This is a genomic window from Spirochaetota bacterium (assembly GCA_004297825.1).
Classification (GTDB): Bacteria; Spirochaetota; UBA4802; order UBA4802; family UBA5368; genus FW300-bin19.
Genome location: SCSX01000079.1, coordinates 1 through 18,513 on the forward strand (window position 1 = coordinate 1; position 18,513 = coordinate 18,513).

At 61.0% G+C, this 18,513-nt stretch carries 22 protein-coding genes; 11 read left to right on the forward strand and 11 right to left on the reverse strand.

The window, feature by feature from the left end:
* Positions 1-290 precede the first annotated feature (290 nt).
* The gene (locus EPN93_17140; protein TAL31519.1) at positions 291-1,841 is read right to left on the reverse strand and encodes an aldehyde dehydrogenase; all 1,551 of its coding nucleotides are present in this window, start codon (positions 1,839-1,841) and stop codon (positions 291-293) included.
* Between the two features lie 266 nt (positions 1,842-2,107).
* On the opposite strand from EPN93_17140, the gene EPN93_17145 reads away from it, so the two are divergent.
* From EPN93_17145 to EPN93_17170, 6 genes are all read left to right on the forward strand, one after another.
* Positions 2,108-2,737, forward strand: coding sequence for a nitroreductase family protein (locus EPN93_17145; protein TAL31520.1), 630 nt, complete (start codon positions 2,108-2,110; stop codon positions 2,735-2,737).
* A gap of 195 nt (positions 2,738-2,932) precedes the next feature.
* Positions 2,933-3,193, forward strand: coding sequence for a hypothetical protein (locus EPN93_17150; GenBank protein TAL31521.1), 261 nt, complete (start codon positions 2,933-2,935; stop codon positions 3,191-3,193).
* 4 nt (positions 3,194-3,197) lie between these two features.
* Positions 3,198-3,716 (forward strand): hypothetical protein, encoded by a 519-nt coding sequence (locus EPN93_17155; GenBank protein TAL31522.1) that lies wholly within the window; start codon positions 3,198-3,200, stop codon positions 3,714-3,716.
* Between the two features lie 39 nt (positions 3,717-3,755).
* The gene (locus EPN93_17160) at positions 3,756-4,019 is read left to right on the forward strand and encodes a hypothetical protein (GenBank protein ID TAL31523.1); all 264 of its coding nucleotides are present in this window, start codon (positions 3,756-3,758) and stop codon (positions 4,017-4,019) included.
* 38 nt (positions 4,020-4,057) lie between these two features.
* Complete coding sequence (locus EPN93_17165) at positions 4,058-4,885, forward strand: hypothetical protein (protein ID TAL31524.1); 828 nt, start codon at positions 4,058-4,060, stop codon at positions 4,883-4,885.
* A gap of 209 nt (positions 4,886-5,094) precedes the next feature.
* Positions 5,095-6,114: a TetR/AcrR family transcriptional regulator gene (locus EPN93_17170; GenBank protein ID TAL31525.1), complete on the forward strand. Its 1,020-nt coding sequence runs from the start codon at positions 5,095-5,097 to the stop codon at positions 6,112-6,114.
* Between the two features lie 75 nt (positions 6,115-6,189).
* Here EPN93_17170 and EPN93_17175 read toward each other — a convergent pair whose 3' ends face one another.
* From EPN93_17175 to EPN93_17185, 3 genes are all read right to left on the reverse strand, one after another.
* Positions 6,190-6,573: a hypothetical protein gene (locus EPN93_17175; GenBank protein ID TAL31526.1), complete on the reverse strand. Its 384-nt coding sequence runs from the start codon at positions 6,571-6,573 to the stop codon at positions 6,190-6,192.
* Between the two features lie 3 nt (positions 6,574-6,576).
* The gene (locus EPN93_17180) at positions 6,577-7,020 is read right to left on the reverse strand and encodes a MarR family transcriptional regulator (GenBank protein ID TAL31527.1); all 444 of its coding nucleotides are present in this window, start codon (positions 7,018-7,020) and stop codon (positions 6,577-6,579) included.
* Between the two features lie 160 nt (positions 7,021-7,180).
* Positions 7,181-7,705, reverse strand: coding sequence for a DUF4442 domain-containing protein (locus EPN93_17185; protein ID TAL31528.1), 525 nt, complete (start codon positions 7,703-7,705; stop codon positions 7,181-7,183).
* A gap of 110 nt (positions 7,706-7,815) precedes the next feature.
* Here EPN93_17185 and EPN93_17190 point away from each other — a divergent pair, with 110 nt between their 5' ends.
* The 3 genes from EPN93_17190 (at position 7,816) to EPN93_17200 (ending at position 10,111) form a co-directional block, all read left to right on the forward strand.
* Complete coding sequence (locus EPN93_17190) at positions 7,816-8,238, forward strand: MarR family transcriptional regulator (GenBank protein TAL31529.1); 423 nt, start codon at positions 7,816-7,818, stop codon at positions 8,236-8,238.
* A 43-nt stretch (positions 8,239-8,281) separates the two neighbouring features.
* Entirely contained in the window at positions 8,282-9,184 is a 903-nt protein-coding gene (locus EPN93_17195) for a 4Fe-4S dicluster domain-containing protein (protein TAL31530.1), read from the forward strand.
* Positions 9,185-9,376: 192 nt separating this feature from the next.
* Positions 9,377-10,111, forward strand: a complete 735-nt coding sequence (locus EPN93_17200) for a hypothetical protein (protein TAL31531.1) — start codon at positions 9,377-9,379, stop codon at positions 10,109-10,111.
* 6 nt (positions 10,112-10,117) lie between these two features.
* Here EPN93_17200 and EPN93_17205 read toward each other — a convergent pair whose 3' ends face one another.
* The 3 genes from EPN93_17205 to EPN93_17215 all read right to left on the reverse strand — a co-directional run bounded on the left by EPN93_17205 (position 10,118) and on the right by EPN93_17215 (position 13,766).
* The gene (locus EPN93_17205; GenBank protein TAL31532.1) at positions 10,118-10,636 is read right to left on the reverse strand and encodes an SRPBCC domain-containing protein; all 519 of its coding nucleotides are present in this window, start codon (positions 10,634-10,636) and stop codon (positions 10,118-10,120) included.
* A gap of 213 nt (positions 10,637-10,849) precedes the next feature.
* Positions 10,850-13,345 (reverse strand): ATP-dependent helicase HrpB, encoded by a 2,496-nt coding sequence (gene hrpB, locus EPN93_17210; GenBank protein ID TAL31533.1) that lies wholly within the window; start codon positions 13,343-13,345, stop codon positions 10,850-10,852.
* A 55-nt stretch (positions 13,346-13,400) separates the two neighbouring features.
* Positions 13,401-13,766 carry a nucleotide pyrophosphohydrolase gene (locus EPN93_17215; protein TAL31534.1) on the reverse strand — a complete coding sequence of 122 codons (366 nt, stop codon included), beginning with the start codon at positions 13,764-13,766 and terminating at the stop codon, positions 13,401-13,403.
* A 273-nt stretch (positions 13,767-14,039) separates the two neighbouring features.
* Here EPN93_17215 and EPN93_17220 point away from each other — a divergent pair, with 273 nt between their 5' ends.
* Positions 14,040-15,155, forward strand: coding sequence for a hypothetical protein (locus EPN93_17220; GenBank protein ID TAL31535.1), 1,116 nt, complete (start codon positions 14,040-14,042; stop codon positions 15,153-15,155).
* A gap of 53 nt (positions 15,156-15,208) precedes the next feature.
* On the forward strand, positions 15,209-15,763 hold the full coding sequence (locus tag EPN93_17225; GenBank protein TAL31536.1) for a hypothetical protein: 555 nt from the start codon (positions 15,209-15,211) through the stop codon (positions 15,761-15,763).
* Between the two features lie 94 nt (positions 15,764-15,857).
* Here EPN93_17225 and EPN93_17230 read toward each other — a convergent pair whose 3' ends face one another.
* From EPN93_17230 to EPN93_17245, 4 genes are all read right to left on the reverse strand, one after another.
* Positions 15,858-17,228 (reverse strand): hypothetical protein, encoded by a 1,371-nt coding sequence (locus EPN93_17230; GenBank protein ID TAL31537.1) that lies wholly within the window; start codon positions 17,226-17,228, stop codon positions 15,858-15,860.
* A gap of 156 nt (positions 17,229-17,384) precedes the next feature.
* On the reverse strand, positions 17,385-17,810 hold the full coding sequence (locus EPN93_17235) for a hypothetical protein (GenBank protein ID TAL31538.1): 426 nt from the start codon (positions 17,808-17,810) through the stop codon (positions 17,385-17,387).
* A 112-nt stretch (positions 17,811-17,922) separates the two neighbouring features.
* Positions 17,923-18,105, reverse strand: coding sequence for a hypothetical protein (locus EPN93_17240; protein TAL31539.1), 183 nt, complete (start codon positions 18,103-18,105; stop codon positions 17,923-17,925).
* 12 nt (positions 18,106-18,117) lie between these two features.
* A complete protein-coding gene (locus EPN93_17245; protein TAL31540.1) occupies positions 18,118-18,483 on the reverse strand; it encodes a hypothetical protein in 366 nt (121 codons plus the stop codon).
* Positions 18,484-18,513: the final 30 nt, after the last annotated feature.

Consider the following 18,513-nt stretch of genomic DNA (forward strand, 5'->3'; position numbering starts at 1 on the left):
CGATATTTGGACGAACTGTTGCAGGAAGCGGGGAGCAGGCATAACTATGCAGAATTTTCGCACTATGCCATCGGTCAGAGGATCGAAAACGGCATCATTTGTTGGGAATTATACTGGGGAGACCCCAGGAACCCCATGAAGGGAAGAATCCATCGCCGCACCAGCGCCGTCTAAGCATTACAAACCTGTACACACCAGAAATACCGGAGCGAGGTGCGTCCCCACACCGCGTTTTTCCGGAAAATAATTCGCAGCCTCCGGTCATCGTACCGCCAGGCGAGTGAAATGGGTTATCCGGGCAGATCGGCGAAGATGACCGTGTGAAGCTTGGTGAGCTCGTCGATGCTGTATTTGAGGCCCTCGCGTCCAAGCCCCGACTTCTTGTTCCCCCCGAACGGGAAGTGCCCCACGCCATGCGCCGGTGCCGCGTTGATGGTCACGCTGCCGTCCTGGAGCTCCCTGGATATCCTTATTGCGCTCGTTATGCTCTCGGTGAAGACACAGCTGTCGAGCCCGAATTCCGATTCGTTCGAGAGGCGTACCGCTTGCTCGGGGCTTTCCACCTCGATGATCGGAATTACGGGACCGAATATCTCCTCCCACGCAATGCTCATGTCCGTGGTGACCCCGTCGATAACGGTTGCGTCATAGAAGAGGTCCCTGCGGGTGCCGCCCAGAACCACGGCGGCGCCTTTTGCACGCGCATCCGCCACGAGCCTGTCTATCCTTTCGGCCGCCTTCCGGTTTATTATCGTACCCATTTCGGTTTCGATTTTCATGGGATCGCCTACGACGTAGCGTCGCGATTCGGCAAGAATTTTTTCCAGGAAAGCCGCCCTGACCTCCCGCTGGATAAAAACCCTGCTCACGGCGTCGCAGCGCTGTCCGGAGTTGCGGAAGGCCCCCCGGCATATCTGCCGGGCCGCATTGTCGAGATTGGCGTCGGAGAGCACGATTGCCGATGCCTTTCCGCCCAACTCGAGGTGTATCTTCTTGATGCCCGCCTTGCTCGCGATATACTCGCCCACCCCGGTGGAGCCCGTGAAGCTGATGGCCGCGATATCGGGGGATTCGATAATCACGTCGCCGATCGCCGATCCCCTGCCGCTCACGATGTTCATGGTGCCAGGCGGCATTCCGGCCGCTTCCAGGATGCGCGCGAAATGTATGAGACTCAGGGGCGTATCGCTCGCGGGCTTGGCGATGACGGTGTTTCCCGCGAGAATGGCCGGGATGATTTTCGCGGCGGCTATGAAAAGAGGATAATTGAAAGGTGAAATGGCCGCCACCACCCCGAGCGGCTTGCGCATCACGATCGCGAACTTGTCCTTCGTATCTTCGACCCATTCGCCGGGGAGATACTCGCCGTAGAGAACGCGTATTTCCTCTCTCGCCAGGTGCAGGCGCCCGGCGGTCGATTTCACCTCGCCCATCGAGATCGAGATGGGCTTTCCCGATTCGCGCGTGATTATCGACGCCATCAATTCGGCGTGTTCGAGCAGGATGACCCGGGCCCGCTCCATGATCTCAAGCCGTTGGAGGGGGCTGAAATGCGCGATTCCAGTGACGGTCTTCGCGGATTCGATCGCGGCCCTCACGTCGTCCGCCTCGCACTCGGGCACCAGGCCGATCAGTTCGCCCGTGGCGGGATTGCGCACCTCGAATGTCTTCTGGCTTTTCAAACACTGCCAGCATCCATCGATAAGAATATTGTATTTGAATATGCCCTTCTCATCTTTCGAGCCTATGTGAGTGAAGATATCGTTCATCGCGCTTCTCCTGGATTCCGTAAAAATCACCTGCCGGGCCCGCGTACAATATGCTCTCCCGTCCTGAAGCATTCACACGGTACCGTTACGACAATGAGATTCTAAAACGCGCTCTTTACGACTCCACCGTCTACGCGCAGGCGCGCGAAAGCTTATTTTCGCGCATAAGATTTATGATTGCATGCCTCAATTCTAATATACAAAATATTTTCCCAACAAGCACCCTTGAACGGCAAGCCTTTCAAAATAATAACCCACCGGTCTGTGAAAATCCCACTCGTATTCGGCTTGCTTTTCTCGGGGACTGAAGGCACTATTTAATGAATCGAGGGAAAGGCATGAACAGGAAAACCGCGATCGCAATAATTATTTCAGGGGTCCTGGCCGGCGGGCTCGCGGGATTCGGGGGGTATCGTGTGTTCTGCGCGCACGCTACGGGATATGATTCCGACCCGGTCCTCAAGGTTATTTTCGGCCGGAAAAGCGTGCGCCATTTCACCGACCGGAAGGTTCCACGCGACGCGCTCGATCTCCTGGTGAAGGCGGGCATGGCCGCGCCAAGCGCGCTCAACAAACAGCCGTGGGCCTTCGTAGTGGCGACAGACCGGGCCATCCTGGACAGGCTCGCCGCGGCGCTGCCCTTCGCCAAAATGCTCTCACGTGCCGGCGCGGCAATAGTTGTCTGCGGCATTCCCGCGGAGGGAACGAAAGGCGCCGGCAGCGAGTACTGGGTTATGGACTGCTCCGCGGCGACGGAAAATATCCTGCTCGCCGCCGAGGCGTCGGGACTTGGCGCGGTCTGGACCGCGGCGTACCCATCGACGGAAAGGGTGGCGAGCGTACGGGAGATACTTGGCATACCGGGAACGGTCGTCCCGTTGAACGTGATACCGGTGGGCTATCCCACGGGTGAAGACCTGCCTAAGGACAAGTACAGGCCGGAAAACGTACACTGGGATCGCTGGTGACCCTGGGAGGGGAATGGGCGAATCGGCGGACAAAACGATCCTTGTGACCGGGTCGACGGACGGGATAGGAAAACAGACGGTGCGCGATCTCGCGGCGCGGGGGGGGGGTCGGGGGTGAAATGGTAGAATTCCCGCATGAGCGAATGCGCGTGATTCGATACGGCCTATATTAAAATAAAAACGAGGAGGCAGCATATGAAAAGATTAGCGATGGCGGCGCTCATACTCACGCTCGCCGGCGTGTCGGCCTGGGCGGTCGACCTGAAAAACGAGGATTCGCAGACCTACACGGTGCGCATACACGAGACGGGTACCACCCACACCTCGATCGGGAGCAGCACCACCATGGCGAGCATCTGTTCGAGCTGCGAGATCGAGGTCGAGGGGGTGGGTTCGGTCCGCGCGTCGGGCGGGGAGACCGTCGTGATAAAAGACGGCGCGCTCTCGAAGCGATAGGGCGTTGGGGTTCTGGAAATATTTTGACCGGGTGAACGCGCGCACCGTCGTCAGGCTGGGCGGGCTCACCCGGGCGTTCATTCGGATCCTGCCGTTCCCGCGTCCCGAGCCGGGGGGCGGGATACCGTTCGCGCGCCTTTCGAAGCCGCTCGCGGAATGCACGGTGGCGCTGGTGACCTCGTGCGGGGTACACCTTCCCTCGCAGGAGCCCTTCGACATGGATACGCGCGGCGGCGACCCCACGTACCGCGAATTCCTGTGGGACGAGATTACCGCGGGATATTCGGTTTCGCATTCGCACGTCGACACGCGCGACATCATGAAGGACATCAACGTGGCCATTCCCGGCGACAGGCTCCAGGAGCTCGCCGCCCGTGGCGTGATCGGGGCGTTCCACCCGGTCGCCTATTCCTTCATGGGGTACATCCCGAAAAGCAGGCTGCTCGTGCGCCGTTATGCGCCGGAGGTCGCCGCGAGGCTCGCGCGCGCGGGCGTGGATATCGCGATCCTCACCCCCTGTTGACCGCTCTGCACTCAATCCGTGGGATTGATAGCGAGGCAGATGGAAACGAAGGGAATCGCAACGGCGACCTTCGGGCTCACGCGCAACCACCTGGAGTCGGTGCGCCCGCCCCGGTCCCTCTTCCTCAAGTGGCCGTTCGGCCATCCCATGGGCGAGCCGGGGAACACGGCGCAGCAGATGACGCTGCTCTACCACGCGCCCAGGCTCGTGCTCGAGTGCGGGGAGCCGGGATGCATCGTGGACCTGGAGCTTCCGTGGCGGCGGTACCGATACAGCGAGCCGGATTTCGACGCGCTTAAGTGATAGACGCGGCTCCCCGGAAGCCGACCATTGCGCATCCCATGAATGATTATGCACACGCCATCGCGAAGCTCATAGAGCGATTTCTCACACGAAGGTTTATCGCCGGTGAGGACGTCATGCGTTTCGCAGAGTCCGCCCTGGGAATGGAACCGGCAGCCGCCTTCGCCGATATGCTTGAAGGCAGGACGGAGCCCGATCCCGCCCTGGAATCGCTCCTGTACGCCCCGCCGGATTACCTGAAAGAAGAGATCGAACCCTGCGTCCACTACCCGGGACTGTCGAAAGATACGATCGCCTCGATCATCGCCTCCCTGTCGATGCGGGTGCGGCGGGTAGAGGTTACGCTGCCCGGGTCGCCGGTTATAAGCGCGGAATTCGGCCCGATAAAGATCACTGAATTCGCGTGTCGCCTGCGCCTCGACAGGCGCGTGTTGCACATGCCGGAAGAATCGCTATTGGGGCCCCTCGCGCGGGAGCGGTACATCCGGGTCCGGGTACTGATACGCCATTCCCCCTATATACTCGATGCGGCCGGGGAGCGCTTCCTGGCGAAGGTCATGCGCTCGACGCGAATCACGGAGGATGCGGGCGACGGGGATTTCGCCGCCTGCATCGCGCTTGCCCTTCGTGTCCTGGGCGACGCGGGAAACGGCGGCGACCTCCTCGCGGGCATCTCGCGGATCAGGGAGGCGGCGCTCGCGGAGCTGGAAGGCGAGCGCCGGTTCGATGAGGCGCTTGCGGGAAACACCATGGAGTTCCTCATGGCCAATCGTGTATCCGCGCCCGTCGCCGACCCTGACCGGGCCGGGGCGGATATTCGCGCGGCCGATCTGCTCTGCAGCGCGGTGTTCGGGAGGGTGCCTTAAAGAACCTTGTCGCGCTGGATTTACCGGGGGAGCACGGGCCGCGTTCCGTCAGCAAGGCCGCGGCGCGCGCGACATGGGCTGACGGGCAACGCAGGGCGACACGGTCCGCCGCCGTCCCGGCGTGGTCAGAAATGGGTTGACACATTTTCCCGGATTTGGCTTATCACAGGTAGTGTGAAAATCGGCGGCAGGCCGGCGGGGTGAGGGTTATGGCGCACGCGAACGACACGGTCCAGGACAGGACGAGGAGCAGGCGGATCCCGCTTTACGCGGAGATCGGAAAATATTTTTCCATAGACGGGAATTTCGACGAGTCGGCATTTCGGGCCGCGGTGCGCGAATCCCTGGGGCTCATCGCGGAGAAACAGCCGGACAGGGCGTCGTTCTCGGAAAAGGCGGGGCAGTGGCTTTCGGCGTACCTCTCGAACGTCACGGGGTACCTCGAGGAAAAGGGCATGCCCGACGCCTCGATCCGTCTCTTCAAGGTCGCCGTCGAGGAGGCGGCGAACGCGGGCGTGAAGGACTTTAGCGTCCCTTCGCAGTTCCTCAAGAAGCTCATGGGACGCGTCAATTACCCGGTCCCCGGCAAGGGCGACAAGCGCACGGTGGCCGATTCCAAGAAAAGGCAGATATTCGACGCGGCCCTGCACGTGTTCGCCATGGAGGGCTTCCAGAAGGCTACCATCGACGATATCGCCGCGCTCTCGGGGGTGGGGAAGGGCTCGGTCTACCGCTACTTCAAGAGCAAGGACGACCTGCTGGAACAGCTCCTGGCGGAAAAATACCGCGAGATCGGCTCGCAGATAAGCATCATTTTCACGCGCGGGACCGATATACTGGTCCAGATCCAGGAGGCCATCGAGTTCTGGGTCAAGTACGTGGAGTCCAACCAGAACGTGTACCGCCTCATCCACAGCGAGGCGATGCTGCACAGCTCCGGGAAACGGGACATTTTTTTCGGCTTCCTGGCGTCCTCCCTGCCCATGATCAAGGAGCGCATCGTCGCGATCAACCAGGAGAAGCGGCTCAAGACCACGAACTTCTACACGGTGTTCTACGGCATACTGGGCTTCATCGACGGCGTGGTGCAGAAGTGGCTGCGTTGCGGCATGAACTACCCGCTCTCGGATGAGATCCCCGTCATCCTGGAGGTGCTCTTCAACGGCTTCGTGGGGGAAACCAAGAGCGGGCGAAGGTATTTCGAGTCCCCGGGCGGCGATAAATCCTGAATTCCCCGCGATGCCCGCGCGGCTCCTCACGTATCCCCAGACTGCCGTACCGGGGGGCGGGAACTCCGGACGGCGCTATCGGACGTGCAAAAAAAGGAATGCGGCGAGCGGTATCGAGTACACGAGCGCCGAAAGCCACACGTTAGGCGTTCTCCGATACGCTGCCGCCTGAACAAATCCGTATGCGCTGAACGACGCGAGCCCGGCCGGCACGACCCAGGGGGCCATGTTCCCCGTAAGAAAATAAAGCCCGCTTAGCGCGACGAATATCAGACCAAACCCCAGCATGATGAGCGCCTTGATGAAAAAATGCGCATCGGCGATATCCAGGGGCAGCTCCTGGTGCTGTCGCTTCGCCGATTGCCCGATTCCCGTGATCGAGCCTTTCGAGAGATGGAACGCGTTCGATACGATTTCAAAGGCGCCTAAACCCAGGACGCAATACATAAGGTAATCCATACTTCAACCTCCCTTCGTGTTATGGTAGAGGATAGCGAGTATATCGGTCAGGGCTTTTATCTCTTTCGCGCCGAGTCCGCGCGCGGCCTCTTCATTGGTGCGCACAGCCAGCGGGACGAGGCGCCGCAGCAGTGCGGTTCCTTTCCCCGTTATGAATACCCGGTACGCGCGGCGATCTCGCGTATCGCGCGCGCGCTCGATGCATCCGTTCTTTTCCAGGACATCGAGCATCCGGGTTACATTGGTTTTGTCTTTAATGCTCCTCTCCGCGAGATCGCTCTGGATTATCCCGGGAGCGGCTTTAATAATGTTCAATAATCCCCATTGTTCAGCCGTCGCGTCAATGCCGGCTTCCTTAATCGCCCGGTTGAAGCTCATCTTCATGGAGGCCTGGGTCCTTCCCAGGAGGTAGCCCAGCGACGTTTCGAGATTGAATTCACCCTTCATGGCGGCTCCTGGTCGTATGGGAATATTAGTCACAACGATAATAGCTATAGCAACTATATTGCACCAGGCTGAAAGGTCAACAAATAAATTTTCCCGGTTCCGGGTTGAAGAGTGATTTTTCTCTTAACGAGATGAATCGAGCGGCGAGGAACGGTGCGCTTCAGCCCTTGAGCTTTGCGGCGAACCCGACCACCGGGTTGGGCATGCCGGGGGGCAGGGGCCTCACCTGGTAGAGACCGTCGACCCGCGCGACGACCGCGTCGGCGACGTCCCTGAGCTCCAGCGTGAGCGCGAAATCGGCCTTTCCCTTTTCGGCGATCTTGCCCAGGCATTCCTTCACGGTGTCTTCCGAAAGCGACGCCTCGAGCACCACGTCGCTCACGGCGGGCCTGGTGAATCGGACCTTTATCTCCTTGATGATCGGAACGTAATCGGTCACCCCGAAGGAGACGCCCGATATCGCCCCGCCCGAGACCTCGCCCAGGATGCACAGCGAGCCGCCATACATCATGCCCAGGTGGTTCGTGTTCCCGAACAGGGGCAGCTTGATTTTTACGTAGCGGTCACGGCATTCCAGGATCGTGATCCCCGTGTTTTCGATCGCCTGAATACCGTGTTCCAGGTAGGCCGCGAAGTCCATATACTGTTCCTGTATCATTTCCTTCCTCCGCGGGGAGGCTATCATGTGCAGGGGACCTGGGCAAGAAATTTATCGATGTCGGGAGTACCGCGGTGCGGGCACCGAAGGAGACTGAATTCGCTTGACAAAAGTTTTATATCAAACAATATAGCCTCATGGATCGCGACCTCGTGCTTTTCGTAATCGGGAGGATCACAGAACGGGTGAACCGGTTCCTGGCGGGCGAGTTGCGCGAGGGCGGAATGAGAGAACTGGGCGTCTCCCACATGGAGATTATCGGCGTGCTCACGAGAAGGGAAAAAATCCAGATGAAGGACCTGGTGAACCTTATCGGGAAGGACAAGTCCACCATCACCGCCCTGGTGAAAAAGCTCGTGCGTATGGGCCTCGTGAAAAAATCGGCCGATCCCGGCGACAGCAGGGTTTCGTTTATCTCGCTCACTGTAAAAGGGAAGGGTCTTGAACCGGTTATTAACGCGATATCGGTCCGCCTGAGGGCCAGGGCATACCGGGGCCTCACCGAAAGGGAAAAGGGGGATCTGATGCGCCTTCTCGGCAAAATGCTGGGGAATTTTTAAAAAGTCGTAATAGTATGATATCAAACTAACTGGAGGTCCGGGCATGAAGCAGTCCACGAAAGACTTTTTCAGCATGTTCGAAAAAAGCGAAGACGCCGGTACCATGATGGACGGGTATGTATACCTGCGATGGATAAGCCGCTACCTGTACCACCTGCGTAAGAGCACGGGGGAGGGCGCGGTGATGCCGGATGGCGATGGTGGGGAGGCAGTGGATGAAATGATCCAGGTGTCGGTGAAGAAGCTCTTTCCGCTTCTCATGGATCGCGAAACCAGTCCTTACCACGGAAAGGTCGTTACCCTGGCTGACGCGAAGAAACTCGTTTCGGTCGGGCGCGATATCTCGCTTCCGTCGCTCGCGGAGACCGTCATCCCCTACGCAAAGGCCCGCGACCTCGTGCTCAAAAACCCGGACCATATCGTCGTGATCGACTGCCCCTGCCGCACGTCGCGGTCGGGCCACTGCACGCCGGTCGATGTCTGCATGATCGTGGGCGAGCCCTTCGCGGGGTTCGTGCTCGAGCATCGCGTGGCCAACGCCCGCGGCATCGACCGAAACGAGGCGCTCGATATCCTGGCACGGGCCGACGAGCGTGGATGGACCCATTCCGCGTGGTTCAAGGAAACCCTGGGCAACCGGTTCTGGGTAATATGCAACTGCTGCGGGTGCTGCTGCATGAGCATGAAAGCGTACGCGATGGGTATCCCGATGTTCGCACCCTCCGGCTATCTTTGTGCGGTATCGGAAGACTGCAACGGCTGCGGCGCATGCGCCGACGCCTGTCCCTTCGGGGCGATCGGGATACAGGAGGCCGCGGAAATCGATGAAAAGAAATGCATGGGCTGCGGGATCTGCGGATCGCGCTGTCCCGTCGGGGCGCTGTCGCTGATAAAAGACGCGTGCGGGGCGGAGCCTCTGGATATGGATACGCTTGCGCCCCGGTGAGCGGCTCATCCGTTCCGCCCGCCGTGACGCCCGCGAAAAAAGTAATTGAACCGGAGATGCCTGTATGATACTGCATTGCTATCGCGCCCTGCGGGGCGCATGCCGTGTCCTGCGGCACACGCCGGCCTTTTCCGGCCGGTCTCTCGATAATCCATGATTGGAGGAAGAAAACCGATGAAATGTCGGATGACGATGAAACTATGCTGCGCAATGATGATCCTGTTTTCAGTATCGACCGCGCTCCGCGCTGCCGATCCGGCAGCGTCCGCAGGCGATCCCGCCGAGCGTATCGACTTTATCCAGAATGCGCTGGACGGAGGCGACTTTCGCGCAACGCTCTGGTGGTGGGGCTGGCTCGGGATTTACGGCGCCTCCACGGGGGCGAGCTTCTATACCGCGGCGACGACGGACAACGGGGGCACGAAGATCATCCAGAACGTGTACGGGGTTCAGTCGGCACTGGGCGTGGCGGGCATCCTGATTTCACGCTTTGCCTCGATCTACGGGGCGGGCGAGCTCAGGGCTATGCCGTCCGGAACGGCCGACGAGCGCGCGGCGAAGCTCGCGCGGGGCGAGGGCCTGCTCGGGAGCGCGTCCGAGGACGAGGAATTCGGGAGATCGTGGATAGGTCACGCGCTGGGCGTGGTGGTGAACGGGGGAGGCGCGCTGGTTATATGGAAGGGTTACGACGAGCGCCTGCGGCGCGAGGGCAAGGAACCCGGGAAGGAGGCTCTTATGTGCTTCGCGCTTGGCATGATCGTGAGCGAGATCCAGATATTCACCCAGCCCATGCGTGCGGTAGACGACTGGAGCGAGTACCGTTCCCGTTACCGCCGCGCGTCAAGGGACAAAGCCGACGAGTCGCCCAGGATCATATTCGCGGCGCTGCCGGGGCAGGTCGTGTTCGGCGTGGCGCTGCCGTTCTAGGCGCGCTCATCGCGGCATCCCGGATTTTTCCAGGGATTCGGCCTTTTCCTTGAGCGCCTGATTCACCGTGCGATAGCTTTCATCGACCCAGCCCAGCCCGAAGAAAAGGACGCCCACGCCCCGGAATTCCTCGCGCTGCGTGAAGCGCGTGCCGTTTCCGTCGGGTTCGAGGCTGAACGTATGATTGAAGGTGAAAAGCCCTGGTGTGCCCCCTCCCTGGTTCAGGAGCCGTTCAGGAACCATCCGCCTGACGATTGCCGGAAACGCCGTGACCTTGCCTTTCGGGTCTTTCAGGTGGATCTTGACGGGCGCACCTTCCTTGAATTCGCCCTCGATCCGCACGTGGACGGGGTTCCATTCCTGGAATCCCGGCGCGTCGGAGATGATTTTCCACACCGTCGCGGGCGAAGCCGCGATCATGATCTCCGTATTGACCGTTTTACAGCCCGCCAGGGACAGGAAAAAAGCCCCAATTGCGATCCACGCCGAGTGTCTTGCTATTTTATTAAAGCTCTCGAATTTCATGTGTAACTCCTGGCGTAGTGTCCCCCAGGGCTGCGGACCTTCCGGTAATGCACCAAGGTCACGGACGCAGGGGGATTGCGTTAATGATAGGTATAAAGCCCGGAAAATTCAATTCCGGGTTCGCTTTATCTCATCCATCTCTTCAATCCCCACATCTCCCATCCCTGCGCCCCGGGTAAAAGCTCCGACTTCTATTGCCGAACGGCACTGGTCTCACCTCTTCCGCGGCTTGGCCCTGGACGTGGGCTCGGCCTGCATGGGGTCGTCGGGCCAGTAGTGGCGGGGATACCGGCCCAGGAGCTCCCTGCGCACCTCGGGGTAGGTCCGCGTCCAGAAGCCGCCCAGATCGCGCGTGACCTGCACGGGCCTTCCCGCGGGGCTCAGCAGGTGGAGCAGGGCGGGCGCGCCCCCGATGAGGGGCGTATCGGCGCACCCGAAGAATTCCTGGAGGCGGGCGGCGATCACCGGGATATCGCCGCTTTCGTAGTCGACGGCGCGCCGCGAGCCGGAGGGAAGCGTTACCTGCGCGGGCGCAAGCGTATCGAGCAGGGGGCGATATCGGTACCCCAATCTTGATTCAAGCGCTTTCATGACCGACGCCCCCGTGAATACCGGCCCGCCCCCGGTCGCGGCGAAGGGGAGAAGCCATTCGTGCGCGTCGCGGACGAGCGCGTCGTCGGAAAATTCCGGCCAGCCCGGCGCAAGCGCGCGCCGTTCGACAAACAGGCAGCGCGCCCTGAGGCGCGCCGGTTCCCCGTCCCAGGGGAGGAGCGCGATGCCGCCGGCGTGCAGCCTTTCGAGCGCCAGGGTGCCAAGGGTGTCCGGGGAAACCTTCCCGCGCCGTTCGCCGATGCGCAATCCCGCCGCGCGCACGATCACGCGCACGGAGGGCGTCCATCCGCTCCAGCTCGCTTCAGTAATTTCCTCAAGGGGCGCAAGCGCGCGCTCGATCTCCGCGCGCTCGACCGGTGCGGCGGAGTAGACGCGGGCCTCCGTGGCGCCGCCGTCCATCTCGAGCGCGACGATGAATTCGTGCGTCCCGATTCGTCCCACCGGGACGGCCCCCCTGCCTTCCGCGGTGACATAGCGCGCTGCGCCTTCGGTCGAGACGGTCCTGCGCGCGGCGCGGTCGGGATAGGCGAGCAGGAGGAGCGCGCCCGCGAGGGAGGGGTCGATATCGCCTGCCGTTATGCGGGACCGCACGCCCCCGATCGAGCCCGCGACGCGGCGCGCCTCGTCGGCAATCCGGTGCATGGAACCGTTCGACGCGCTCCCGCCCTGGCCGCGCTCCCAGGCCATCCAGGCCTCGATGCGGTCCCTGAAATCGACGGAGCCGGTATGCGGGCCTTCGCCCTCTTCGAGGATGGCCGCGATGAGGCAGGCGGTGAAGAGCCTCCCGTCATGCGCGGCTTCTCCGGCCATGCGCGCGAGGCGCGGATGCATGCCCATCCCCGCCGCGCGTGTTCCGACCGGGGTGATTCCCCCTTCCGCGTCCAGGAGCCCGAGCCTGCATAAAAGTGCCCGCGCCCTTTCAAGATGCGCCTGCGGGGGCGGGGTGATCCAGGTGAGTTCCCGCGCGTCGCGCGCGCCCCATGCCGCGGTCTCGAGCGCGAGGGGCGAGAGATCGGCCTGTACGATTTCGGGCGCCGCGTGCGGTTCCAGGCGCTCGCCCGGGTTCCACCAGCGCAGGCAAATCCCGGGCCCCATCCTGCCAGCCCGTCCCGCGCGCTGCGCGGCCGAGGCGGCGCTGATGCGCGCGGTGTCGCGGTGGTCCATGCCCGTGCGCGGGGAAAAGCGCACCCTGCGCTCGAAGCCCGTATCGACGACAGCGCGCACGCCGGGAATGGTGAGGCTCGATTCCGCGACGTTCGTGGCGAGTATGATACGGCGCCGGTCTTCCCGGAAACCGTGGAGCACGCGGCGCTGTTCGTCGGGGGAGTTCCTGCCGTGGAGGATTTCCGTGATCATGCTCCCGGCGGTCTCCCGGGCGAGAAGGTCGGCCGCGCGCTGGATCTCGCGGTAGCCGGGAAGGAACACCAGCACGTCGCCCGGCGCGCTCCCCATCATGCCCGCCGCCTCTATCGCGAGCCGGGCGGCGCCGGTTTCGATGCGCTCGTTTCCCGCCGGGGGCCGGTACCCGGTCTCCACCGGGTGGCTCCTTCCGGGGACGGTAAGTATCGGCCACCCGCCGAACGCCTTCGTAAAGTCTTCGACTGGGAGCGTCGCGGACATGACGAGCAGTGCGAGATCGTCGCGGAGCGCCGCGCGGCAATCCCACGCGAGCGCGAGCCCGAGCTCCGCGGGGAGGTTGCGCTCATGGAACTCGTCGAAGATGATCGCGGAGTATCCCTCGAGGGACTGGTCGTTCTGGATGATGCGCAGGAGCACCCCCTCGGTAATGACCTCGAGGCGGACATGGGGGCCCGTGACCGTCTCGTGCCTGGTGTGCAGGCCCACGGATTTTCCAAGCGGCTCCCCCGCGAGGAAGGCGATACGCTCCGCGGCGGCGCGCGCGGCGATTCTGCGCGGTTCGAGGAGAAGTATGCGTCCCGCGGAAAACGCGGGATGGGAGAGGAGCCTCCAGGGCACGAGCGTGGTTTTTCCCGCCCCCGTTTCGGCGGTGAGGAGGAGGAGCCGCGCGCGGGCAAATTCGTCCGCGATCTCGCCAAGGCGACCGTACACGGGGAGAAGGGTAATGGAGTCGTCCATGTGCTATAGTGTGGAAGCGCTCATGCGTTCGTCAAGCGGTTGACGCGCACGGCCGCTACTTGAATTCGGTATACTTTGCGGCGCTGCCGAAGCTTTTTTCCACGGGATACTTCTCCCCGTTGAGCGCGATCTTGGCCCGCACCGCGTCCGCGAGATCGATGCCGCATTCCTCCGCGAGGTAGAGAAGGAACACGAATACGTCGGCGATCTCCTGGGATGCGCGCGCCTTTCCCTCCGGCGCGGCAATGAACGCGCGCGCCTCGTCCTCGGTCTTCCAGAGGAAGAGCTCCTGCAGCTCCGCGGCCTCGATCGAGAGGCCCGTGGCCAGGTTCTTCGGGGTGTGAAACCGGCGCCAGTCGCGCTCGTCGCGAAAGGCGAGCGCGGCGCCCCGCAATGCCGTGAGGGAGTCTTTTTCATCCATGTCGTTCTCCGTTATGTGCAATCCTGGTGCGCTTAAGGAGCCTCGCGATATCGAAACCCCCATTCCGCCGTACACGCCCGGCGGGCGCGATTGGCGAAGATTCGCGCGGGTTTTATTTCATATCCGGTTTTTGGCACCGATATCGACAACCATATATCCACGCGGTTTGCATATCAATAAAAATTCCGGCCATGGATTTACCTCCATGCTGTTATATGCTTGATTTTTACCGGCGGTCGGGCATTATCCGGTGAGTTGCACAGGTGACGAAGGGTGGGAACCGGAATCAAAACGCTGCTCATGGCGGCAATGACGACAGGTATGTTCATGGGCCTGCTGAAGTCGATATGCCCGTCCTGCCCGGATTGGAACTTCGAGAGGCTGCATGTCTTTCTCCTGAACCTGTGCACGGGCGGAAGCGTGATCCTCTATTTCACGGAGGGCAGGGCGCGGGTCACCCCGCCGGTCGCGCTCTTCTTCTCCGGCTCGGTCGCCTACGCGGTGTGCGCGTTCCTGGAATTCTACACGGCCGCCGTCGTCATCGCAATCCTGCTCGCGGCGGTCGTGGAACGCGTCCGCGTGAAGCGTTTTTCATTTTTCCCGTCCGAGTTCTTTTCAATGCGCTCCTCCACCGCGGCGAAGTTTCACCAGGCGGCGCTCTTGTGCCTTTCCATAGGCCTTCTCGTCTCCGCCTTCGTGATCGTCAATTCCGAATTTTTGCACCTGGTACCGTACCCCAGGCTGCGGCTTGATGTGTTTTTCCTGGGGTTTTCGTTTCCCGTGTCCCTCGTCACGCTGAGCATGATGTTCATACTCATCCAGGAGAACGGCGGGGAAGGGGCGCGCCGCTTTGGGTTTTCCATCTTCTGGGGGGTGAACGCGGGCGTCCTTGTGTTCTTCGGCTTCATCCTGGTGGAGGCGGTGATCGCCCAGCTCTTCATTTCCATCTTCCTCTTCGCGACGGTCATCGTCATGTTCTTCCTGTTTCTCGCCAGGTCCAGGGACGGGCAGAAGAGGACCATTCTGGCCTCCGGCATGGCGTTCATCCTGCTCACGGGAGTGACCGGCGTCGGGTACGTGGCGCTCAAGATGCTGGGTTACGATCCGCACTCGTGGCAGCCGGCGTCACTGCTCTCCCTCCACTCGTTCATTTCTCTTTACGGGTGGAACCTCTGCGGCCTCCTGTTGATAGTGCGCGCGGGCGAATTTCCCCTGGGGATCGATATGCGCTCCTTCCTGGTACAGCACTGGATCGTCGTCCTCGTGCTCGCGCCTTGTGGCCGCTACAACGCCGCCTGCGCCGCGGTCGCGGCGCTCGGGTTCGCCGCGCTCTTGTACCAGTACCTTTTCACCCCCGGCTCGACGCCGGGAAAGATGCAAAATATTTGACTTTTCTCGTTTCCCGTCATATACACGGGGAACAATCGAGGGGGTAGTGTTCCATGGATAATCTGCTCAGGTGCCGCGCCTGCGGCTATATCATGAAGGAATCGAACAAGAGCGGGCTCTGCCCCGCGTGCGGGGTGAAGAGGGCGTCGTTCGAGCCCTACAAGGAAACGGTTTCCGCGAAGAGGCTCTGGCTGTTGAACCAGCACCTCCACGGGATCACCGTCAATTTCCCGCAAGCGCTCGCGGCCCTTCTGTTTCTCGCGACCGCGGCGGGAATCGCGATCCAGGGGCTGCAGGAAAATCTCATCGTGGTCGTGCGCGACATCGCGATCCTCCTTCCGCTTTCGCAGGCGGGTGGGATCTTCACGGGACTTATCGACGGCAGGACGCGCTTCAAGCGCCTGATGACGCCGCTCCTCAAGACGAAGATGATCGTGGGCTCCGTCGCCCTGTGCTTCGGCATCGCCATTTTCGTACTGGGGCTCGATTTCCGGTTTTCAGGAATGATTCCCTATGCGCTTCTCGCGCTTAACGCCTGTTCGCTGGGGTGCCAGGTTTTCCTGGCGAAGCTGGGGGCGAGCATGGTGTGTACGAAGGTTCCCGGCTGATCCGCCGCGCCCGATTGCGCGCGAGACGCCTGTCGCGCGGGCAATCGGGATCATGCACCTGGGGTGATCGTGAACCGTTCGATTCCCCGCGCTCCTAGAATACAACCTTGCCGCTCAGCTCCACCGTCATCGCGTTGCCCTGCGCGGTATATTCGCGCATGCCTTTCCCCAGAAAACCGTTCACCTGGAGCGCGAGCACAAAGTTGTAGGTCATCGAGTAGGAAAGCATTCCGGACGCGACCGAGGAGCCGTCGCCGATATTCGCAATGTAGTTGATCATGAGCGAAAGGTCCGAGGTGAACAGCTGCGAGACGGTGCAGAAAAGGCCCGCGTAATACATTCCATAATAATTGGGCTCGTAGTAACCGTTCTGGACGAAGACGAGGGAGTCGATCATACCCCTGTCGAACATGCGGTCGCGATAGCCCGAGCCGTTATAGAAGAACTCAGCGTCCAGGCGGACACGCTCGTGCACGTCAAGGACGTCGAATCCCCGTCCCATCCCCGCGCTCGCCCGGTAGACCCATTCACCGCGGCGGCGGTACTCGACGGGCTCGTATGCGGGGCCGGGGACAATCTCGATGCGGCGCAGCCTGCTCGCCGGGTCCCCGTACGAGGCCGATGCCTCGCCGTGGACGTCGATCGTGAAGAGGCGCGACGTGAAGTCCATGCCGTACACCGGGACGCGCGCGTCGTTGAAGAGCGCGGACACCGAGATCTCGGTCTTGCCCAACAGGACCTCGAGCTTGTTCGCGACCCCCACCTGGTCGAGATTGTCGGCGTCGTTGAATTTCACGAAGCTGTAGATGTTCGCGCGCGTGCCGAACGGGATGTGCATCTTGATCCCGCTCACCCCCTCGCGCACCTGGGACGAGTCGAGTATGTTCTTCTTCTCGATGTTGATGAAATCCGTAGGCGACCAGAGGGTGCCCACGCCCCACTTGAGAAGCTGCTTCCCCATGCGGAAATATGCGAGCTTACCCACGTTGAAATCCACGAAAAGCTCGTCGACGCGGTAGGTCGTGGTGACCTCCTCATTGTACGTTTTCTCGGAACCGGGAACGGCCGGATCGGAGAGCGTACGTGTCTGCGTCGTTCCATTGGGGAAGTAGTTTACGCTCGCGTTCGCGAAGCCCTTCATCCCCTGGCGCAGGCGCGCGTCAAGGGTGAAATTGCCCTGAACGCGGGTGACGAGGGAATTGTCGTCGAAATGCCCCCCCGTCCCGAGCATCCAGTCCCGGTCCATGAAGTAGTTGTTACGGGCGTTGATAAACCCGTTGAAGGCGAGCGACTCCTTCTCGATCCCGGATGCGAGACCTTCGTCCTTGACGCGGTCCGCCGGGGTGACGGTGTCTTCCTTGGTGAAGATGCTGTCCTCGTCGACGGGATTCTTCTCCTGCGCGGGGGACACGCGCGTCATAGAAAATAGTAATAGTGCGCAAATAATGTAGACGGGATATTTCATCGCATCAGCCTCCGCGGGGGGCGCGCTTGCGCGCCCGATAAGGGGCGGGCCCGGTCCCCGGGGGGAACGATTCCCGCGCCGTGAAAAAGAAACGGGACATATCGTCGATATGTCCCGTCGTCCTAAAAACCGGGTAAATCATCCTTTAGGGACGATCTACAGGTCTTTAAGCTTCTCCGTCATGTCCTTCTGCGCCTTCTGGACTTCGGGATCGGTCGCGTACTTCATCATTTTTTCCATGACCGTCTGGGACATGAACTTCTTGGTCAGATCTTCGAATTTCTTGAATTCGGCTTCCAGTTCCTTCGGAGGGTTCTTGGGGTCCTTGAACTTGAGCTCGGGATTCTTCTTCTCGAGGTCCTTCGCCTTGACGGCAAGGGGTTTCATCCCGTCTGCGAACTTGTTGATCGCCGCGGCAAGATCCTTTCCGCTGCCGGCTTTCTCGACTCCGCCTATGAATCCTTCATACAATTTGGTCATGTCGCCTATGAGGGACTTTGCGTCCGCGTACTTGTCGGCCTTGCCGCAGCCCGCAACGACGAAAAGTGCGAGCACTGATAACACCAGAACTTTTTTTACCATGAGAGTATCTCCTTTCAGGTAGTTTGAACTATGCCTGAGTACTAACATATCGGGAAAGCAAAGTCAAATAAAAAAACCCGCGAAAATATTCGGAAATTCGCCCGATTTCCCGCTATCCCGAAAGCGCCGCGAGAACCGCGTGCGCGAGCGCGCAGCACAGCAGCGCGATACCCGCCTTCCGGTGCATCCTGAACGGCGTCTTTATCTTGTGGTATCCGGTGAGCATCTGGAAGACGATGAGCACCATGTTGATGATGCCCAGCACGAGGACGATCGAGACTCCCGCGATTTTCATATATAGGCCTCCCTACTTCGGGGCGATCGTCGCCTTCACGACGCCGGCGCTCCCGTGAACGTTGCAGTCCGACTCCGCTTCGATGGAGAGCGGACCGTCCACGGTGACGGTGACCTGCCGGGTGAACACCTCGGATTCCGGGCGCGTGTCCCGTGTAAAGGTCCAGCGCTGCACCTCGGCGCCGTTCACCTTTACGTAGACCCAGTCGGTGAAGTGGAACCAGTTGTTCCCGTTGTGCGATACGGTGAGGGTGATCGTCACCGCGCTCCCCTTCGGGGCCGATTCGGGCGCGGAAATGACCACGGAAGACTTGTTGGCGAAGGCGGTGCCCGCGCAGAAAACCAGCGCAATCATGCAAAATGCCGTGATTTTATTCATGGCTTCTCCGGATATGTAGTGATGGTGAGG